The organism is Bifidobacterium sp. LCP19S3_E9, from assembly GCF_052121135.1.
In the GTDB taxonomy this organism is placed as follows: Bacteria; Actinomycetota; Actinomycetes; order Actinomycetales; family Bifidobacteriaceae; genus Bifidobacterium; species Bifidobacterium thermacidophilum.
Window position 1 is genome coordinate 67,348 of record NZ_JBQKEV010000003.1, and the last position, 16,113, is coordinate 83,460.

Here is a 16,113-nt window from a genome sequence, read left to right on the forward strand (position 1 = left end):
ATATGACGGGCCATCGATGACCGGTGTCGCAAGCACGTGATCGCTTGCGACACCGGTTTGTCGTGTTCGCGATGCTTGTCACGCTCGCCACGCGTTTGATGCTTGCGGTACCATGGGGGATTGCCGCATATCGCGGTGATGCGAGTAAGTATGGCGGGTGTTTCGCCGCGTGATTGTTCGGGAGTAACAGATGGCAGAACATAAGGGACGGGACGTCGGGGTCCCGGACGTGGACGGCGTCACTGCGCTGACGGACGCGCCCGGCGGGATCGGTTCGGCCCCGGCACACGAGCCGAAGCCCGAAACGTTGGCAATCCAGAGAATCAGATCAGAGGCCGGGCCTGTCGGTGCAGCTGCCTCGCCGAATCCGCCGCAGATCTCTTTGGCCCCTATCAAGAAGCTGCGCGCACAATTCAACCCGCTGGCGGACGGCTTGGTGTACCTTGTGGTGTTCATCGGCGGGTTTGTCGGGACTGCCGCGCGCTATGGGCTGTCGGCGTTGTGGCCGGCTCATGATACGGGATTCCCGGTGGCGACGTTCGTCGCGAATATGGCCGCGTGCCTGCTGTTTTCCTTGCTGACCGAGACGATGGCGTCCGCGTCGTGGCTTCGCCGCCGGGTGCGGCAGCTGACCAGCCGCGGGCTTGGGCTGGGGTTATGCGGCGGATTGTCGACGATGTCGACGGTGATGCTGGAGGGCCTGCGTGACATCCTCGGCCACGATCCATGGATGGCGGTCTCGTATATGCTTGCGAGCATGGTGGGTGGCGTGCTGTGCTGCGTGGCCGGTGTGTGCCTTGCCCACGTGTTCACGGCGTCCCGTGCGGCGCAGTCGATGCGCAGGATGTCTTTGGGATCCAGTCCCGCTCATGGCGTCCATGCCGTGAAAATGAACCAGGATGCCGCTGCGGTCGGCGCCGATTCCGGCGATAGCGTAGGTGCAGATGTGGCCGATGGCACGGCCAATGGTATGCTGGCATCGTTCGAGCCGACGCCGATTACTGCGGAAATCCCGATGGTTCCTGATCCCGTGACCGGGGAGGTGCACTGATGCTGCTCGTATGCGTGTTCGGCGGATTGGGAACGATGGTCCGCTACATTTTCGACGTGTCGATTCGCCGCTGGTGGCATCATGCGTTCCCTCTGGCGACCCTGCTGGTCAACGTGATCGCCTCGTTCTGCGCGGGCATGGCGGCGGCCGGGTATGTGTACCATACGGTGGACCAGGCGACGAGCCTGATGTTCGTCGCCGGGTTCCTGGGCGGGATGTCGACCTTTTCGGCCGCGGTCAGCGAGATGGTGTCGCTGGCGCGTAACCGCCGCTGGTGGCTGGCGCTTGTGTACGCAGTGATAAGCATCGTGGTGCCGCTGGTGTGCGCGGCGGCGGGTTGGGCGTTGGTCGCCCTCGCCCGGTGACGGGTACGTGCGTGGCGGCGCATGCCCGTTGGGGCAGAGCGCCAAGGTCAGGGACCGGAGTCGTGTTCGGCGTCGAACCGTTTCGATAGTACAATGGCCGATAGCAGGATGGCAGATGCCGTACGTGCGCGTCGATACCCCGAAGGCGGGGCAGCCGCAGGCGGAACCGTGAGGAGCAATACGTGGTCGGAATGCGTGATGTGGCCAAAAAGGCCGGAGTATCGGTAAGCACAGTGTCGCTGGTGGTGAACGCCTCCGGCTACGTTTCGGACGAAATGCGCAGCAAGGTCGAGCGGGCGATGCGCGAGCTGGACTACATCCCCAACGAACTGGCACGCAACCTGTACCGCGGGCGGACCGGCATGATCGGCGTGATTGTGCCGACATTGCGTCATCCGTTTTTCGCGACGTTGGTGTCCGCGTTGCAGGGACGGCTCGCGAAGCATGAATTGCAGACTTTGCTGTGTTCTACAGCTGATGCGGATACCGGTGAGGCGGAGTATGTCAGCCGCCTGCGCCGGCATATGATGGACGGAATCATCATGGCCGCCCATACTGATCATCCTGCGGATTACTGGACATCGATTGGCCGGCCTGTTGTCGCGTTCGACCGTGCGCTGGGCGATACCATCGCCACAGTCCGTTCCGATCATGAGCAGGGCGGTCGGCTGGTTGCCGAGCAACTGGTGAAGTCGGGGGCCCGCCATGTGGTGATGGTCGGCGGCCCACGCAGTCAGTTCGATGATCGCGGCGAAGGGGCGACCACATTCCCCACGGTGCGGTATTTCCAGACGCTGGGCGAGCGGCTTGATGCGGCTGGAATTCGGCATGAGTATGTGGCATGCGGACCGGTCACAGATGTCGAAGGGTATGCGCGGGCGGTGCATCTGCTGTTCGACCGCCTCAGCGAATCGCGTTCCGGTGGTTCTGTCCGCGATTCTGGCGTCGGCGATGCCGGGATTCCGCCGGTCGATGCGATTGTCGGTTCTGACGTGGTCGCTGCATGCGCGGTGAAAGAGGCGTTCGCGCACGGGCTGAACGTGCCGCGTGATGTGCAGATCATCGGGTATGACGGCACATGCTTGGTAGATTGCGCCGGATTGACGCTGACGGTCATCAAGCAGGATTTCGATACGATTGCCGAACGGTTGGCTGCACGTATCGTCGACGCCGTCAACGAGCCGGAAGGTCGGGAATCCAAGGACGGTGAGGATTCCAAGGCCGGCAAGGAATCCAACAACGCCGCGGCGGTCGATATCGTGCCGGTATCCCTGCGTACCGGCGACACCACCCGGCCTGTAGCCTAGCGGCCTGCCAGGCGGGGGAACAATCCCGAGGGCAGGACGGGCCTGCCTTCTCCGGAAATTGGTCCAGTGGTCGTCCACTTGCCGACCACTGCGAAACCCCGCGGAAATACGGCGATGATTGGCTGTCACCAGTATGAGGCGCACGCCAAGAGGTCCAATCCAACCCGCGGCCGTGCGCCATCGGAACGACACCGGGAGACGGCTATGGGCGACAACGACAGTGACGGGACATTCCTCGCATCCGCTGCGGGCAAACCCGCCGAACTGGCCTCCATACTCGCCGGCCGGATCACGGCCGGACAATACCCGCCCGGCACGCGACTGCCCGGCGAACGTGAGCTCGCCGCGACCTTCCACGTCTCACGCGGCACGGTCCGCGATGCCATCGCCATCCTCGCGCAACGCCACGTGGTACGCACCAAATGGGGTGCCGGCACCATCGTGCTGGACACCGACGAGGCGTCCCTCGCCATCGAGACGGTATTGAGGCAAGCCGACCACGAACGTGGCAATATCCGCGAGCTGCGGGACCTGGTCGAGCCGCCCATGGCCGCACTCGCCGCACGCAGGGCATCGCCTTCGGACCTGGTGACACTCCACGGCATCATCGACCACACCGACATCCGGATGACGCCACGCGAATCCTTGCGAATGGACATGGCGTTCCATCTGGCGCTCGCCGAAAGCACCGGCAATCCGCTGCTGGCGGCGCTGCTGCGGTTTGTCAACGATTCCGCGGAAGCCACGCGGGCCGGTACGCACAGCACGGTTACGAGACGCCGCGTCTCACTGGATGGACACCGTGCGATCTTCGCGCGCGTCCAAGCCGGTGACGCGCCCGGGGCCCAGCAGGCGATGCTTGACCATCTGCGGGCCATCGGCGGGATGGACGTCCTCGGCATCCAGCCACAACAACCGGCAGAACTGAAGGAGCCAACAAAGCCAATGGGACCAGCGAAGCCAATGAAGCCAACGAGGCAAGCGAGGGACGAACGATGAGCATCATCCACCTGCCAAGCCATCCGGATACCGTGCGGTGGGGCACCCTGCCCGCCCGCGGCGACCGTCCCGTCGTTGCCATCGACGCCGGGGACACGCTGCGCATCGACACGCTCAGCCATGAGGGCCTGCTGGAAGAACAAGGCAAGGATCCGCTGGGATTCTTCCAGGCGCAGGGCGTCGCGGCATCCGACATCCTCGCGGATGCGGCCGCCATCGCCGCAGAATCGGACCATCCGCACGGTTCCGGACCGCACGTGGTCAACGGTCCGGTCGAAGTGCGCGGGGCGAAGCCCGGAGACTGGCTGGCCATCGATATCCTCCGCCTCTCCCCGCGCGTCGACTACGGCATCATCTCGAATCGCCACGGCAAAGGCGTACTGCCGTCCATGCCCGAAGCCGGGCGGCGGACGGTCAGCATCTTCGCCCGGCGCATGCGCGTCAACGGCAAGGCCGTCGGCGTCATGCGGAAAACCGGCCCGGACGCCATCGACGCCTACCATACGTACCTGGCCGGCGGTGCGCCGGCGAGCCTGCCCGAGCCGGACGACCCCGATACTGTGGCCTTCCCGCTATGCCCGTTCCTTGGCATCATCGGCGTCACGCCGGACACTGGCGAGCATCTGAGCACCGTACCGCCTGGGGATTTCGGCGGCAACCTCGACATCAACCTCATGGTCGAAGGCACGCGCCTGTACCTGCCGGTATTCGTAGACGGCGCCGGCCTGTACGCGGGCGACCCGCATTTCGCGCAAGGCGACGGCGAGGTCGCGCTAACCGCGCTCGAAGCGTCCCTGGAAGCCGACCTGCGTGTCGGGGTCATCGCCGGGCCTGATTTCACGCGACGTTTCGGTGTGTTGCAGGGGCCGCTGCTGGAAACCTCCGACTACCTGGTGACCACCGGCCGCGCCCTGCGCCTCGACGATGCGCTGGAACATTGCGTGGAGGAATCCCTGCGCCTGCTGGTCGACGGCTGCGGCTTCGACCGCGCGCACGCCTACGCGTACCTCAGCGCCGCCGCCGACTTCGATATCTCCGAGGCGGTGGACATCCAACGCGGCGTCCATGCGGCGATCCGACGGGCCGATATCGGCCGGTAGCAAGGCAGGACAGCGGCAGCACGGCAGTCGGCGGATGTCGGATGCCGGCAGAAGCAGACGCATCCCTCCCGTCGCCGCATACGCCGAAGATGAGTACGGGACCGTTGGAACACAATCCAGCCTGATTTGGCCCAGCAGATGAAAGAGATGACATGGTACAAGCAGACACCACCACCGGACGCGCCAACGAATCGGCGGAACCAACCGACACCGGCAGGCAGCGCCTGATGCGCCTCGCCACGGCGACAGCCATCGCGTCCGCGCTCGCCGGCGTGGCGGCCGGCCTGCTCACGCTCATGCTTTACGGCGTGGAGCACCTGTTCCTTGGCTATGTGGAAGGCGTTTCGGCTCCCGGTCCGTTCGCGGTTCCCGCATGGCGGCGGGCGGTGTCGGTGTTCGTAGGGCTGTCGGTCGCGGCGGTAATCTGGTGGCTGCTGCGCACGCGCACCACCAAAGTGCCGTCGGTCAAACAGGCGGTGGGCGGCTCGCGCATGCCCGCCTGGCAGACCGTGGTGCACGTGATGCTGCAGATATTCATCGTCGGTTCGGGCGCCTCAATTGGCCGCGAAGTCGCCCCGCGCGAATTGGGCGCGCTGCTCGGCCAGCGTTTCGCGGGTTTGACCCGGCTTGGCAAGCGGGATACGCGCACACTCGTTGCAATCGCTGCCGCTGCGGGTCTCGCCGGCGTCTACAACGCGCCGCTCGCCGGAACTTTCTTCGCCACGGAAATTCTGCTGCACGAGATTAGCCTGGAAACGGTGGCTTTGGCGTTCGGCGGCTCGGCATTGGCGGCGTGGACAGCCTCGCTGGTCAAAGGCACGCACACCTTCTACGATTTGGGGCATGTCAGTGCCCTGTTCACGCCGGACCTCATCGCTTTCGCGCTGATTGTCGGCGCGGTGTGCGGGGTGTGTGGCGCCCTGTTCCGTCGCGGTTCCGCGTGGGCGGAATCGCATAAATCCACCGGTGTTACGTTGCTGTGGACCATGCCGCTGGCCGGCGCACTCACCGGCATCGCCGCAATCTGGCTGCCGCAGCTCATGGGCAACGGCCGCGCCCTGGGGCAGCTGGGGTTTTCGAGCGCGGTTGAACTGTCGGTCATTCCAGGGTTGCTGATCGGATTCGCGGCGAAAGCCGTGCTGACCCTGCTGACCATCCGCTCCGGCGCGTCGGGCGGTGTGCTGCAGCCGGGCATCGCGCTGGGCGCGTCGATGGGCGCGATCCTCGGCGTGCTGTGGATGACGTGCTTCCACACGAATGCGCTCGCTGTGTATGCGCTGATTGGCGCGTGCGCGTTGCTGTCCGCCTCCCAGCAGGCGCCGCTGATGGCGACCTGCCTGGTGATGGAGCTCGCCGCCGCGCCAGTCAACCTGTTCGTGCCCGCCGGTTGTGCGGTCGCGGTGAGCGCGCTGGTGTGCAAGACGCTCATGCCGCATCTCGACGCGTGGCACCCGCTCGCCCGCATTGCCGCCCGCGTTCACCGTTGATCCCAATCCCAAACTGGGTGCGCTGATCCACGGTCGGAAGCGGGAGATTGCGCTGAATCGGCCATTGGGCGGATAATCTCCCGGGAGAATTGTCGAGTTCGACTCCGTTCCGCAAGAACTCCCAACGACATCGTTGGAATCATGCGGTTCGCAAAATCATGCCGTTGGGAGTTTGTCGCCAGATAGACGCAATTGCGCTAATCTCCCGCGGAAAGTCGGGACTTTACACATTTATGGCCCGTCTCGGCGTCAAGTTCCAATTATCTCGGGAACCATGTGTCCGCATCCGCAGAATCGAATGTCGAAACGCACGGTATGGCAAAGTGATCATGGAACGGGAGAGTGCCGTGCAACGCTCACTGCCATCGGATCGTTGATATTCTGCGGTTTTGATTCCGCGTCGCAGCCGTCTCTGCCAGCCTGACTCTCCGCGGCCGCGCAATCGATGATCAACATTCATCGTATGGAAAGTAACCGTGAAGCGGGACGGATGCGCGACGCTCACCGCCCCGCCCGTGTACGATGCGAGGCATGGACGACAATCAGCGCAATCATGACCGGGATGCCCACAACCAGGGCGCTCGCGACCAAGACGTAAACAGCCGAGATGCCGGCAGCCAGGACACCCGCAACCAGAGCGCCGGCAACCGGGACACTCATACCCAAGCCCCCCGCACCCCAGCCGAAACCGTCCCGCCCACCCTCGCGCAATCGCACTCCGGCCGTCGCATCCTCCGCGGCCGCATCTACCGCCATTTCAAGGGCGACCGGTATCTTGTGGAGGATTTCGCCACGGATTCCGAGTCCGGCCTGCCGGTGGTGGTGTATCGCAAACTGTATGATGACGGTTCGCTGTGGGTACGTCCGCTCGAGATGTTCGCCGGCGAGGTCGACCGCGCGAAGTATCCCGACGTCCGGCAGCGCTACCGATTCGAACTCGAGGATGTCCCCAGTGTGAATCATCGCTGAATTCCTGGCACCGGCTAGCCTCGCAGCCTCGCGTGCCCCCGTTCCTCCCCTCGGATGCATGCGCCTTCCTCGGTATGCCCCGCCTCCATCGCTCTTGCGACACCAGAGAGCCCCGTATTCGGCACGGTTTCGCCGATATTCCGCGTGTCGCAAGGCATCATGACCACCCCCGCACGTACAATATCGAACCGGTTCGATACGCGTTCGGGAATCGCTCGACAATGACGGGCGGACGGCGACTCGAATCGTCAGATCCATGAAAATCCGCCGAAATCCGCCGAAATTCGCTACACTGTAAGTGTTCTGTGTTTGGCGCCAAAGGAGGGTCAATGAAGAATAAAGTCCAACTCATCACCTACGCCGACAGGCTCGGTGACGGCACCATCGCATCCCTGACCGATGTGCTGCGCACCCGCTTCAACGGCGTGTACGAAGGCGTGCACATACTGCCGTTCTTCACCCCGTTCGACGGTGCCGACGCCGGCTTCGACCCGGTGGACCACACCAAGGTCGACCCGCGTCTGGGCACGTGGGACGACATCGCCGAACTGTCCAAGACCCACGACATCATGGTCGACACCATCGTCAACCACATGTCCTGGGAATCCAAGCAATTCCAAGACGTCATGAAGCGCGGCGAAGACAGCCCCTACTACCCGATGTTCCTCACCATGTCGAGCGTCTTCCCCGACGGAGCCACCGAAGAGGACCTCGCCGGCATCTACCGTCCGCGTCCGGGCCTGCCGTTCACCCACTACACGTGGGGCGGCAAGACCCGTCTCGTGTGGACCACCTTCACCCCGCAGCAGGTCGATATCGACACCGACTCCAAGGAAGGCTGGGATTACCTGCTGTCCATCCTTGACCAGCTGTCGCGCAGCCACGTGAGCTACATCCGCCTCGACGCGGTCGGCTACGGCGCCAAGCAGGCCAAGACCAGCTGCTTCATGACCCCCAAGACCTTCGACCTCATCGGCCGCATCAAGGCGGAAGCCGAATCCCGCGGGCTCGAAACGCTGATCGAAGTGCACTCGTACTACAAGAAGCAGGTCGCCATCGCCAGCAAGGTCGATCGCGTCTACGACTTCGCGATCCCGGGCCTGCTGCTCCACGCGCTGACCACCGGTAAAACCGAGCCGATCGCCCACTGGGTTGACGTGCGTCCGAACAACGCGGTCACCGTGCTCGATACGCATGACGGCATCGGTGTCATCGACATCGGTTCCGATCAGCTCGACCGCAGCCTCAAGGGCCTCGTGCCCGATGAGGAGGTCGATCAGCTCGTCGAAACCATCCACGAGAACACCCACGGCGAATCCCGCGCCGCGACCGGTGCCGCCGCCAGCAACCTCGACCTCTATCAGGTCAATTCCACGTATTATTCGGCGCTCGGCTGCAACGACCAGCATTACCTCGCCGCGCGTGCCGTGCAGTTCTTCCTGCCCGGCGTGCCGCAGGTGTACTATGTCGGCGCGCTCGCCGGCGCGAACGACATGGAGCTGCTGCATCGCACGAATGTCGGCCGCGACATCAACCGGCACTACTATTCCGTAGAGGAGATCGACCGTAATCTCGAACGTCCGGTCGTCAAGGCGCTGAACGCCTTGTGCCGTTTGCGCAACCAGCTTGACGCATTCGACGGCGAGTTCACCTTCAGTCATGAGGGCGATACGCTGACCTTCGATTGGAAGGGCGAGACCACGTCGGCGAGCCTCACGTTCGAACCGAAACGCGGCCTGGGTGTTGACAACCAGGCTTCCGTGTGCTCACTGCGCTGGTCGGATGCGGCCGGCGAGCATGAAACCGACGACCTGCTGGCAAACCCGCCGATGGTCGCCTGAAACGATTGACTGCCGCTGCCGACCCTGAATGGGCTGGTGGCGGCAGTCACATAACAAGTCACATAACAAGCCGCATAGCGAAGGCATTGCAAGGCATAACAAAGGGGATTTGACATGACCGACAATGAGACCGGCGGTGCTGCCGGCAAGAAGCCTGGCAACGGGTATGTCCGACCAGGTATCGATGACCGTCCTGACTTGGACAAGGCGTTGACGCCGGAACAGAAAATCGCGGTGAGCCGTCTCGCCGTTCCGCTTCCGACGCAGCCGAAAGGCGAAGATTCCGCGGCGTCCGTAGGCGTGCAGGAAACGCGCATGGGCGCTGAAAGCGGTACGCCAGTCGCTGCGATGGCGAATTCTGTGGATGCGGCGGTGCTCGATCCGAATTCCGCATTCAACGATATGCGCGACCCGATGGTCAGCGCTGATGGGCATCGGCCGTCCAAGAGCGAAATCGTGAGGCTTGGCGTCGGTTTCACGCTGAGTGCCGTGGTGTGCGCCATCCCGTGGGTCGCGTTGAGCACGGTGATTCTGCCGCAAGTGTTGCAGAACATCAATCCTGCCACCAAGGAATCCATGCTCGGCACCATCAACGCGGTCGGTTCCATTGTCGCGCTGCTGGCGAACGTGATTTTCGGCACGCTGTCTGATATGACGCGCAGCCGTTTTGGCAAGCGCACCCCGTGGATTGTGGTCGGCGGCCTGATCGCCGGTCTGTCTGTCGGTCTGATCGCGATTTCGCAGCATAGCTTCCCCACGATTCTTGTACTGTGGTGCATGGCCCAGCTGGGATACAACGTCATGCTCGCCCCGTTCGTGGCGACCATGTCCGATCGTGTGCCGGACAAGGTTCGTGGCACCATTTCCGGCTTCTATGGTGCGGGTATCGCTACCGGTCAAACGCTTGGCAATGTGGTCGGCGCGCGTTTGAACGACCATGGCGCTTCCGGCGTTACGCTCGGCTGGCTGATTGGTGCTGCGGCGTTCGCGTTGATCGGCATCATCACGGTTATTGTCTGGCCGCGGGAGAAGTCCAACGTGAACGAGAAGCGTGAGAATATCACGGTGAAGTCCGTGCTCATGAACTTCCGTCCGCCGCGTCACGCGCCTGACTTCTACTTCGCGCTGGTGGGCCGCACCCTGATGATGGGCGGCTACTGGATGATCAACGGCTATCTGTTCTACATTTCGCAGGATTACATTTTCGCCGGGCAGCCTAAGGCGAAGGATTCCGCGAATGCGTTGATTGCCGTGATGGGCGTGATCACGCTGGTGGTTTCGCTGATTGCAGCGCTGACCGCCGGTCCGATTACCGATAAGATCGGCCGTCGCAAGCTGCCGGTCGCGCTGGCCAGCTGCCTGTTCGCTGTCGGTATTGTGATGCCGCTGGCGATGCCGAGTCGCGTCGGCATGCTGCTGTTTGCTGCGATCGCAGGCTTGGGGTACGGCGTGTACAATGCCATCGATCAGGCGCTGAACGTTTCCGTGTTGCCGAACCCTGACGAAGCGGGCAAAGATTTGGGCATTTTGAACCTTGCGAATACGCTGTCCACGGTGATTGGCTCGGTGCTCACGTCGACGATCATCAGCATTTCCAAGGGCATGCATCATGTAACGGCTACCCCGCCATCCGCCTATCGCGTGGTGTTCATCGTCGCCATCGTGATTGTGCTGGTCGCCGCCTACCTAATCATGCGCATCAAGAAAGTGAAGTGACGCCGCGGGCGGTTTGCCCTGCGCAAGTGCGTGTGGCTCGACGGCGGTGGCGGATTTTAAACGTTCGGTTGTGCGGGCAGCGCGCTTTGTGCTAGTGCGTGTGGCTGCGCCGTCTCGCAAAGCCTCGCAACGCCTGAGCGTGTGTGATGCGCGCGATGGATGCGATGTGCCGGCCGGGTGCCTGTTCCCCCTCATTGCGGGGCGAAACAGGTGTCCGGCCGCTTGCGTTTTCGCACTGGCTGTGCAGGTGAAGGCATCCCGGCACGCCTGCGACCGCAGCCCCCTCCGATTTGGCGAGATATTCAGATTGGATTCTGAAAAACTCTCGGATTCGCCCTTCTGTCGCGAGATATTGAGAGATTTTTCTGAATATCTCGCGTCTGGACATGTTTTCGCGAGATTTTCAGATTCTGGCGAGTCCTCACAGCGATGGCGGATTCTTGAGAACCGCGGAATATCAACGATGTGATGGCGCCTCATTCGTGCGGGCTGGCCCATAGAATCTCAATAAATCTCGGATTTGCGTTCCCGTCGGAGTTTTTCAGAGTTTTTTCTGAAAATCTCGCTGATTTCGACGTTTCGCTGAGATATTGAGATTGCGCATTGAGAACTGAAGGCCGGCAGAATCGATTCACAGGTTCATCTGCCCCTGTCTCATGCCGGTCGTGCAGGTGCGTGACGGCCAATCGTGGTGGCGTGCAATTGCGGCGCCACCCGTCGCTGATGCGGGCCCATATCGTGGTGCGTGCAATTGTGGCAGTCTCGTTCATCCTCACACAAACCGGTTACGCTGACGGTCGGCTCCGCGTAACCGGTTTGTAAGGCGGGCGCGATCTATGACGATTCGTGGCGAAATCAGGTCTGAGCATGTTGATGATTTGGCTGCTGCGGGAGTTTGCACGGATTCCTTCATCGCGTGGAAGAACTCCCCGGGCGCGTGTCAATCGTTCATTGCTGCGGATTGGCCTCTGATTGAGAGCGTTGGAGATCCGTGGTCGCCCGCATGCCGACGGAATCGGTTGTGGAAGATTATCGCGTTTACGTCGATTTGACGCTAAACTCCCGGCGGCCTGATTTTGCGAACCGCATGATTTCAACGATTTCGTTGGGAGTTCTTGCGGGGCTTGCCTCAATTTCACTGTTCTCCCGGGAGTTTATCGTGTTCGCGTTGATTTGATGCTAAACTCCCGGCGGCCTGATTTTGTGAACCGCATGATTTCAACGATTTCGTTGGGAGTTCTTGCGGGGCTTGCCTCAATCTCACTGTTCTCCCGGGAGATTATGCCCATGCCAATCAATTCGTCGCGATTTCCCGTGCCCGACCGTTTCTACTACCTTCGGCCGCATCCACATCCGCAGCCGACTGTATCCGACCTCACCCCATCCAACCCCACTTACCCCACCAACACCCTGACACCTATCGAAGTCAAACGTTCAACCCGTTGATATTACAGCCTTCCCGACATGTCCACATAGTGGACATCGCCTCCTTGTGGCGGGCGAACCCTCCTATGGTTACAAACCAGTTGGGAACACATCCCAAAGAGAACCGAAAGGAGGACGCCACGATGAACGGTCTGCTGTTGCTGCGAGTTTCCGCACGAATTATTAGCCCGTCTTCGTTGGCGGACTGATTCGGTACATGCTGAGCCCCGCTGACGAATGCGGGGCCGGATAAATCATTCGCCCTGCATACATCGCGGGGCTTTTTTGTTGCGCTGCACATCCCACAAGGACAAACACAGATTCGCAACCAGCATCCAGCTCAGAACATAACAGATGGAATCGTGTCGCACGCGAACAACGTCGGCACATCCAGGAGCAATCCAGGAGCAATCATGACAGCAGTCGAACAGACGACTGGCCTTCAACAGGCCGCCGGCAAAGTGGAACAGATGACGCGCGATTCGGTTCGCACCGTCATTGCCGCTTCCATGGTCGGCACAGCCATCGAGTTCTATGACTTCTACGCATACGGCACCGCCGCTGCGAACTATTTCCCGAAGGTGTTCTTCAGCGACACGACCAACCCGACGGTCGCGCTGCTGATGTCGCTGCTCACCTTCTCCATCGCCTTCATCGCCCGCCCGGTCGGCTCCCTGATTTTCGGCCATTTCGGCGATCGCATGGGTCGCAAGACCACGCTGGTTGTGTCCCTGCTGACGATGGGTATCGCCACCTTCCTGATTGGCTGCCTGCCGACCTATGACATGTGGGGCATCGCAGCGGTCGCGCTGCTGTGCCTGTGCCGCTTCGTCCAGGGCATCGGCCTGGGTGGCGAATGGTCCGGCGCCGCGCTGGTGGCGACCGAGAACGCGCCTGAAGGCAAGCGCGCCCTGTACGGCTCCTTCCCGGAGTTGGGCGCCCCGATCGGCTTCTTCCTGTCGAACGGCACGTACTTCCTGCTCGAAAGCTTCAACGATAACGCCGCGATGGTCTCTTGGGGCTGGCGCGTGCCGTTCCTGCTGTCGAGCGTGCTGGTGATCGTCGGTCTTGTCGTGCGCGTTCAGATGGAGGAGACTCCGGTCTTCCGTCTCGCCCAGCAGCAGCACAAGGTGGTCAAGTCCCCGCTGACTGAGGTGTTCCGTAAGAGCTGGCGTCAGGTGATCCAGGCGACCTTCATCGTCGCTGTGACTTACACGCTGTTCTATACGCTGGCCACTTGGTCGCTCGCTTGGGGCACGAAGACTGTCGCTCAGGGTGGCGGCGGCCTCGGCTTTACGAACCGCGAGTATCTGCTCATGCTGATGATCGCCATCTGCGTGTTCGCGCTGTTCATCGTGCTGTCCTGCGTGTATGCGGATCGTATCGGCCGTCGTCGCGTGCTCGTGTTCTCCTCGGTCGCGCTGGTGGTGTTCGCGCTGGTGTTCCCGTACCTGCTCATGGGTCATCGCAACTTCTTCCAGGTTGAGCTGTTCCTGTGCGTCGGCTTCGCTCTGATGGGCATCGCGTTCGGCCCGATCGGCGCGTTCCTGCCTGAGCTGTTCGATGCGAACGTGCGCTACTCGGGTTCCGGCATCGGCTACAATCTCGCCGCGATTGTGGGTGCCGCGTTCGTTCCGACGATCGCCACCTGGCTGTCCCATCATTGGGGCGTGCGTTCGGTCGGCCTGTATCTCGGCGTGATGGCTGTGTGCTGCCTGGTTGCGGTGCTCAGCTGCCGTGAGACGAAGGACACCGATTTCACCAAGTGATGTCGGCGCGTGGAGCCGGCGGTTGCGGTCGCGGCTTTCGGCAGGCGGGCAGCGGATTGCCGGCTCCCCGTCATGGGCGTCCTCGCGGATTGCACGCTTCGGCGTCTGTCCGCAGTCAATACCTGAGATATCTGAATATTGATATCTGACCATACATAACTGAATACGTAAGTGCATAACGACATAACTGAATATCGATTCCACTTTGGATTTTGGCGCGATTCCGAGGCGTGGCGGTTGGTTTTCCGCCCGCCGCGTCCCGGTTCCGCACTACGGTCCGGAGACCAACTACCCATGTGCTTGATGGCTTGCGAAAAAGTTTTGCCGAGATGTTCAACTAGTGGAACGCGTTCGATACAGGACACCGGTTCTAGTATGATGGGCATCAATTAAGGACAAAATCCTTTTTGCAGAAGTTACAAGCAAAGTGCCGGTATCAAGCCGGCAAGGGATTTTCCCAAAACAAGGAGTGCTACATATGGCAGCAACTATCTGGTATGAGAAGGATGCGGATCTCTCCGTGCTCAATGGCAAGAAGGTCGCCATTCTCGGTTACGGCTCCCAGGGTCACGCCCACGCGCTGAACCTGCGCGATTCCGGCGTTGACGTCGTCGTCGGCCTGCGCCCGACCTCCAAGTCCGTGGATTACGCCAAGGAGCAGGGCCTCGAGGTCAAGTCCGTGCCGGAAGCGGTCGCCGAAGCTGACATCGTCATGATCCTGCTGCCTGATCAGTACCAGGCCAAGGTTTACAAGGAGCAGATTGAGCCGAACCTGAAGCCGGGCGCTGCACTGGCCTTCGCTCACGGCTTCAACATCCACTACGGCTACATCAAGCCGACCGAGGATCACCCGGTGTTCATGGTCGCCCCGAAGGGCCCGGGCCACATCGTCCGTCGTGAGTACACCAACGGCCGTGGCGTCCCGGTGGTTGTGGCTGTCGAGCAGGATCCTCGCGGCGACGGCTGGGATATCACCCTGGCTTATGCGAAGGCCCTCGGCGCTCTGCGCGCTGGCGCCATCAAGACCACCTTCAAGGAAGAGACCGAGACCGATCTGTTCGGCGAGCAGGATGTCCTCATGGGCGGCATCAACCACCTGTGCGACATGGGCTTCGACGTGCTGACCGAGGCTGGCTATCAGCCGGAGATCGCCTACTTCGAGGTGTTCCACGAGCTGAAGATGCTTGTCGACCTGGCTAACGAGGGTGGCCTGAACAAGGCTCGTTGGTCCTGCTCTGACACCGCTCAGTACGGCGACTACACCTCCACCGTGATCAACGAGGAGACCAAGAAGCGCATGCAGTATCAGCTCAAGCGCATCCAGGACGGCTCCTTCGCCAAGGAGTTCATGGATGACCAGGCTGCTGGCGCCCCGAAGTTCAAGAAGCTGCAGGAAGAGTACTCTCACCCGCACCTCGAGACCGTCGGCCCGAAGCTTCGCGCTATGTTCTCCTGGAACAACCAGAAGGACGCTGACGCTGATGTGGCTGAGTCCTTCAACGGCAAGATCGCTCGTACCCAGGTGCAGTGATTGCGGGCGGCGCTTCGGCGGCTGAGCCAGTGGCCGGCTAGCCGAGGTCCCGCATAGCGTTTGAAAGAGACCGTCGTCCGGTTCGTCCGGCCGGCGGTCTTTTTGTATCTCCTCCCAAACTGGTGACGCTGGGGAGGTTGTTAGCGTAGCTGGTTTGTGTCTCTTCCCAAACTGGTGACGCAAACCAAGGTCCTAGCGTAGCTGGTTTGTGATGGACGAGGCTGGGCTACACGCATGCACGCGTGCGCACTTCAACCTTCTACCGACGCTGAGTGGGGTCTGAGCGTCGGCAGAAACAGAGCGGTGACCTTCTACCGACACTGACAGGCATCTCAGCGTCGGCAGAAGCAGGGACAGCGGGGCGGCATAACCGGTGGGGTCGGGAGTCGGCCCACCGTCCACGCGTTCAGGCGGTTGAGGGCGGTTGTCCCGCTGGATGTGTGGGATTCGGCGTGCAGGGAGTTGGGTGTGCGGGGCCGGGTATGCGGGAAGTCGGGTGCGGATAGCTTGCCGATATGGCCAGCGCGGGAGAAGTCGGCTGATTTTCGATTCA

Annotated in this window: 11 protein-coding genes; all 11 read left to right on the top strand. The window is 61.8% G+C overall.

The annotated features are described in order from the left end of the window. Nucleotides 1-190: 190 nt before the first annotated feature. The 11 genes from ACTQYB_RS02225 (at nt 191) to ilvC (ending at nt 15,560) form a co-directional block, all read left to right on the top strand. Complete coding sequence (locus ACTQYB_RS02225) at nt 191-1,051, top strand: fluoride efflux transporter FluC (protein ID WP_441481746.1); 861 nt, start codon at nt 191-193, stop codon at nt 1,049-1,051. After that, the gene (locus tag ACTQYB_RS02230; protein ID WP_273304358.1) at nt 1,048-1,416 is read left to right on the top strand and encodes a fluoride efflux transporter FluC; all 369 of its coding nucleotides are present in this window, start codon (nt 1,048-1,050) and stop codon (nt 1,414-1,416) included. The genes ACTQYB_RS02225 and ACTQYB_RS02230 overlap by 4 nt, the downstream gene beginning before the upstream one ends. A 182-nt stretch (nt 1,417-1,598) precedes the next feature. Next, nucleotides 1,599-2,723, top strand: a complete 1,125-nt coding sequence (locus ACTQYB_RS02235; RefSeq protein ID WP_441481747.1) for a LacI family DNA-binding transcriptional regulator — start codon at nt 1,599-1,601, stop codon at nt 2,721-2,723. A 204-nt stretch (nt 2,724-2,927) separates the two neighbouring features. Next, a complete protein-coding gene (locus tag ACTQYB_RS02240; protein ID WP_441481748.1) occupies nt 2,928-3,722 on the top strand; it encodes a FadR/GntR family transcriptional regulator in 795 nt (264 codons plus the stop codon). After that, nucleotides 3,719-4,822 (top strand): acetamidase/formamidase family protein, encoded by a 1,104-nt coding sequence (locus ACTQYB_RS02245; protein WP_441481749.1) that lies wholly within the window; start codon nt 3,719-3,721, stop codon nt 4,820-4,822. Before ACTQYB_RS02240 ends, ACTQYB_RS02245 begins: the two co-directional genes overlap by 4 nt. Nucleotides 4,823-4,974: 152 nt before the next feature. Then, a complete protein-coding gene (locus ACTQYB_RS02250; protein WP_441481750.1) occupies nt 4,975-6,309 on the top strand; it encodes a chloride channel protein in 1,335 nt (444 codons plus the stop codon). 531 nt (nt 6,310-6,840) lie between these two features. Beyond that, the gene (locus tag ACTQYB_RS02255; protein ID WP_441481751.1) at nt 6,841-7,278 is read left to right on the top strand and encodes a DUF1653 domain-containing protein; all 438 of its coding nucleotides are present in this window, start codon (nt 6,841-6,843) and stop codon (nt 7,276-7,278) included. A 329-nt stretch (nt 7,279-7,607) separates the two neighbouring features. Further along, on the top strand, nt 7,608-9,119 hold the full coding sequence (gene gtfA / locus ACTQYB_RS02260) for a sucrose phosphorylase (protein WP_441481752.1): 1,512 nt from the start codon (nt 7,608-7,610) through the stop codon (nt 9,117-9,119). A 114-nt stretch (nt 9,120-9,233) separates the two neighbouring features. Then, a complete protein-coding gene (locus tag ACTQYB_RS02265) occupies nt 9,234-10,835 on the top strand; it encodes an MFS transporter (RefSeq protein ID WP_441481753.1) in 1,602 nt (533 codons plus the stop codon). A 1,838-nt stretch (nt 10,836-12,673) separates the two neighbouring features. After that, on the top strand, nt 12,674-14,029 hold the full coding sequence (locus tag ACTQYB_RS02270; RefSeq protein ID WP_101454771.1) for an MFS transporter: 1,356 nt from the start codon (nt 12,674-12,676) through the stop codon (nt 14,027-14,029). Nucleotides 14,030-14,507: 478 nt separating this feature from the next. Beyond that, nucleotides 14,508-15,560 (top strand): ketol-acid reductoisomerase, encoded by a 1,053-nt coding sequence (gene ilvC, locus ACTQYB_RS02275; RefSeq protein WP_033506517.1) that lies wholly within the window; start codon nt 14,508-14,510, stop codon nt 15,558-15,560. Nucleotides 15,561-16,113 lie beyond the last annotated feature (553 nt).

Excerpts from the sequence above, each read along its gene's own strand:
- ACTQYB_RS02245 (WP_441481749.1), top strand. The coding sequence starts at position 3,719 with ATGAGCATCATCCACCTGCCAAGCCATCCGGATACCGTGCGGTGGGGC.
- ACTQYB_RS02255 (WP_441481751.1), top strand. The coding sequence starts at position 6,841 with ATGGACGACAATCAGCGCAATCATGACCGGGATGCCCACAACCAGGGC.
- ACTQYB_RS02270 (WP_101454771.1), top strand. The coding sequence starts at position 12,674 with ATGACAGCAGTCGAACAGACGACTGGCCTTCAACAGGCCGCCGGCAAA.
- ACTQYB_RS02240 (WP_441481748.1), top strand. The coding sequence starts at position 2,928 with ATGGGCGACAACGACAGTGACGGGACATTCCTCGCATCCGCTGCGGGC.
- ACTQYB_RS02250 (WP_441481750.1), top strand. The coding sequence starts at position 4,975 with ATGGTACAAGCAGACACCACCACCGGACGCGCCAACGAATCGGCGGAA.
- gtfA (WP_441481752.1), top strand. The coding sequence starts at position 7,608 with ATGAAGAATAAAGTCCAACTCATCACCTACGCCGACAGGCTCGGTGAC.
- ACTQYB_RS02265 (WP_441481753.1), top strand. The coding sequence starts at position 9,234 with ATGACCGACAATGAGACCGGCGGTGCTGCCGGCAAGAAGCCTGGCAAC.
- ACTQYB_RS02225 (WP_441481746.1), top strand. The coding sequence starts at position 191 with ATGGCAGAACATAAGGGACGGGACGTCGGGGTCCCGGACGTGGACGGC.
- ilvC (WP_033506517.1), top strand. The coding sequence starts at position 14,508 with ATGGCAGCAACTATCTGGTATGAGAAGGATGCGGATCTCTCCGTGCTC.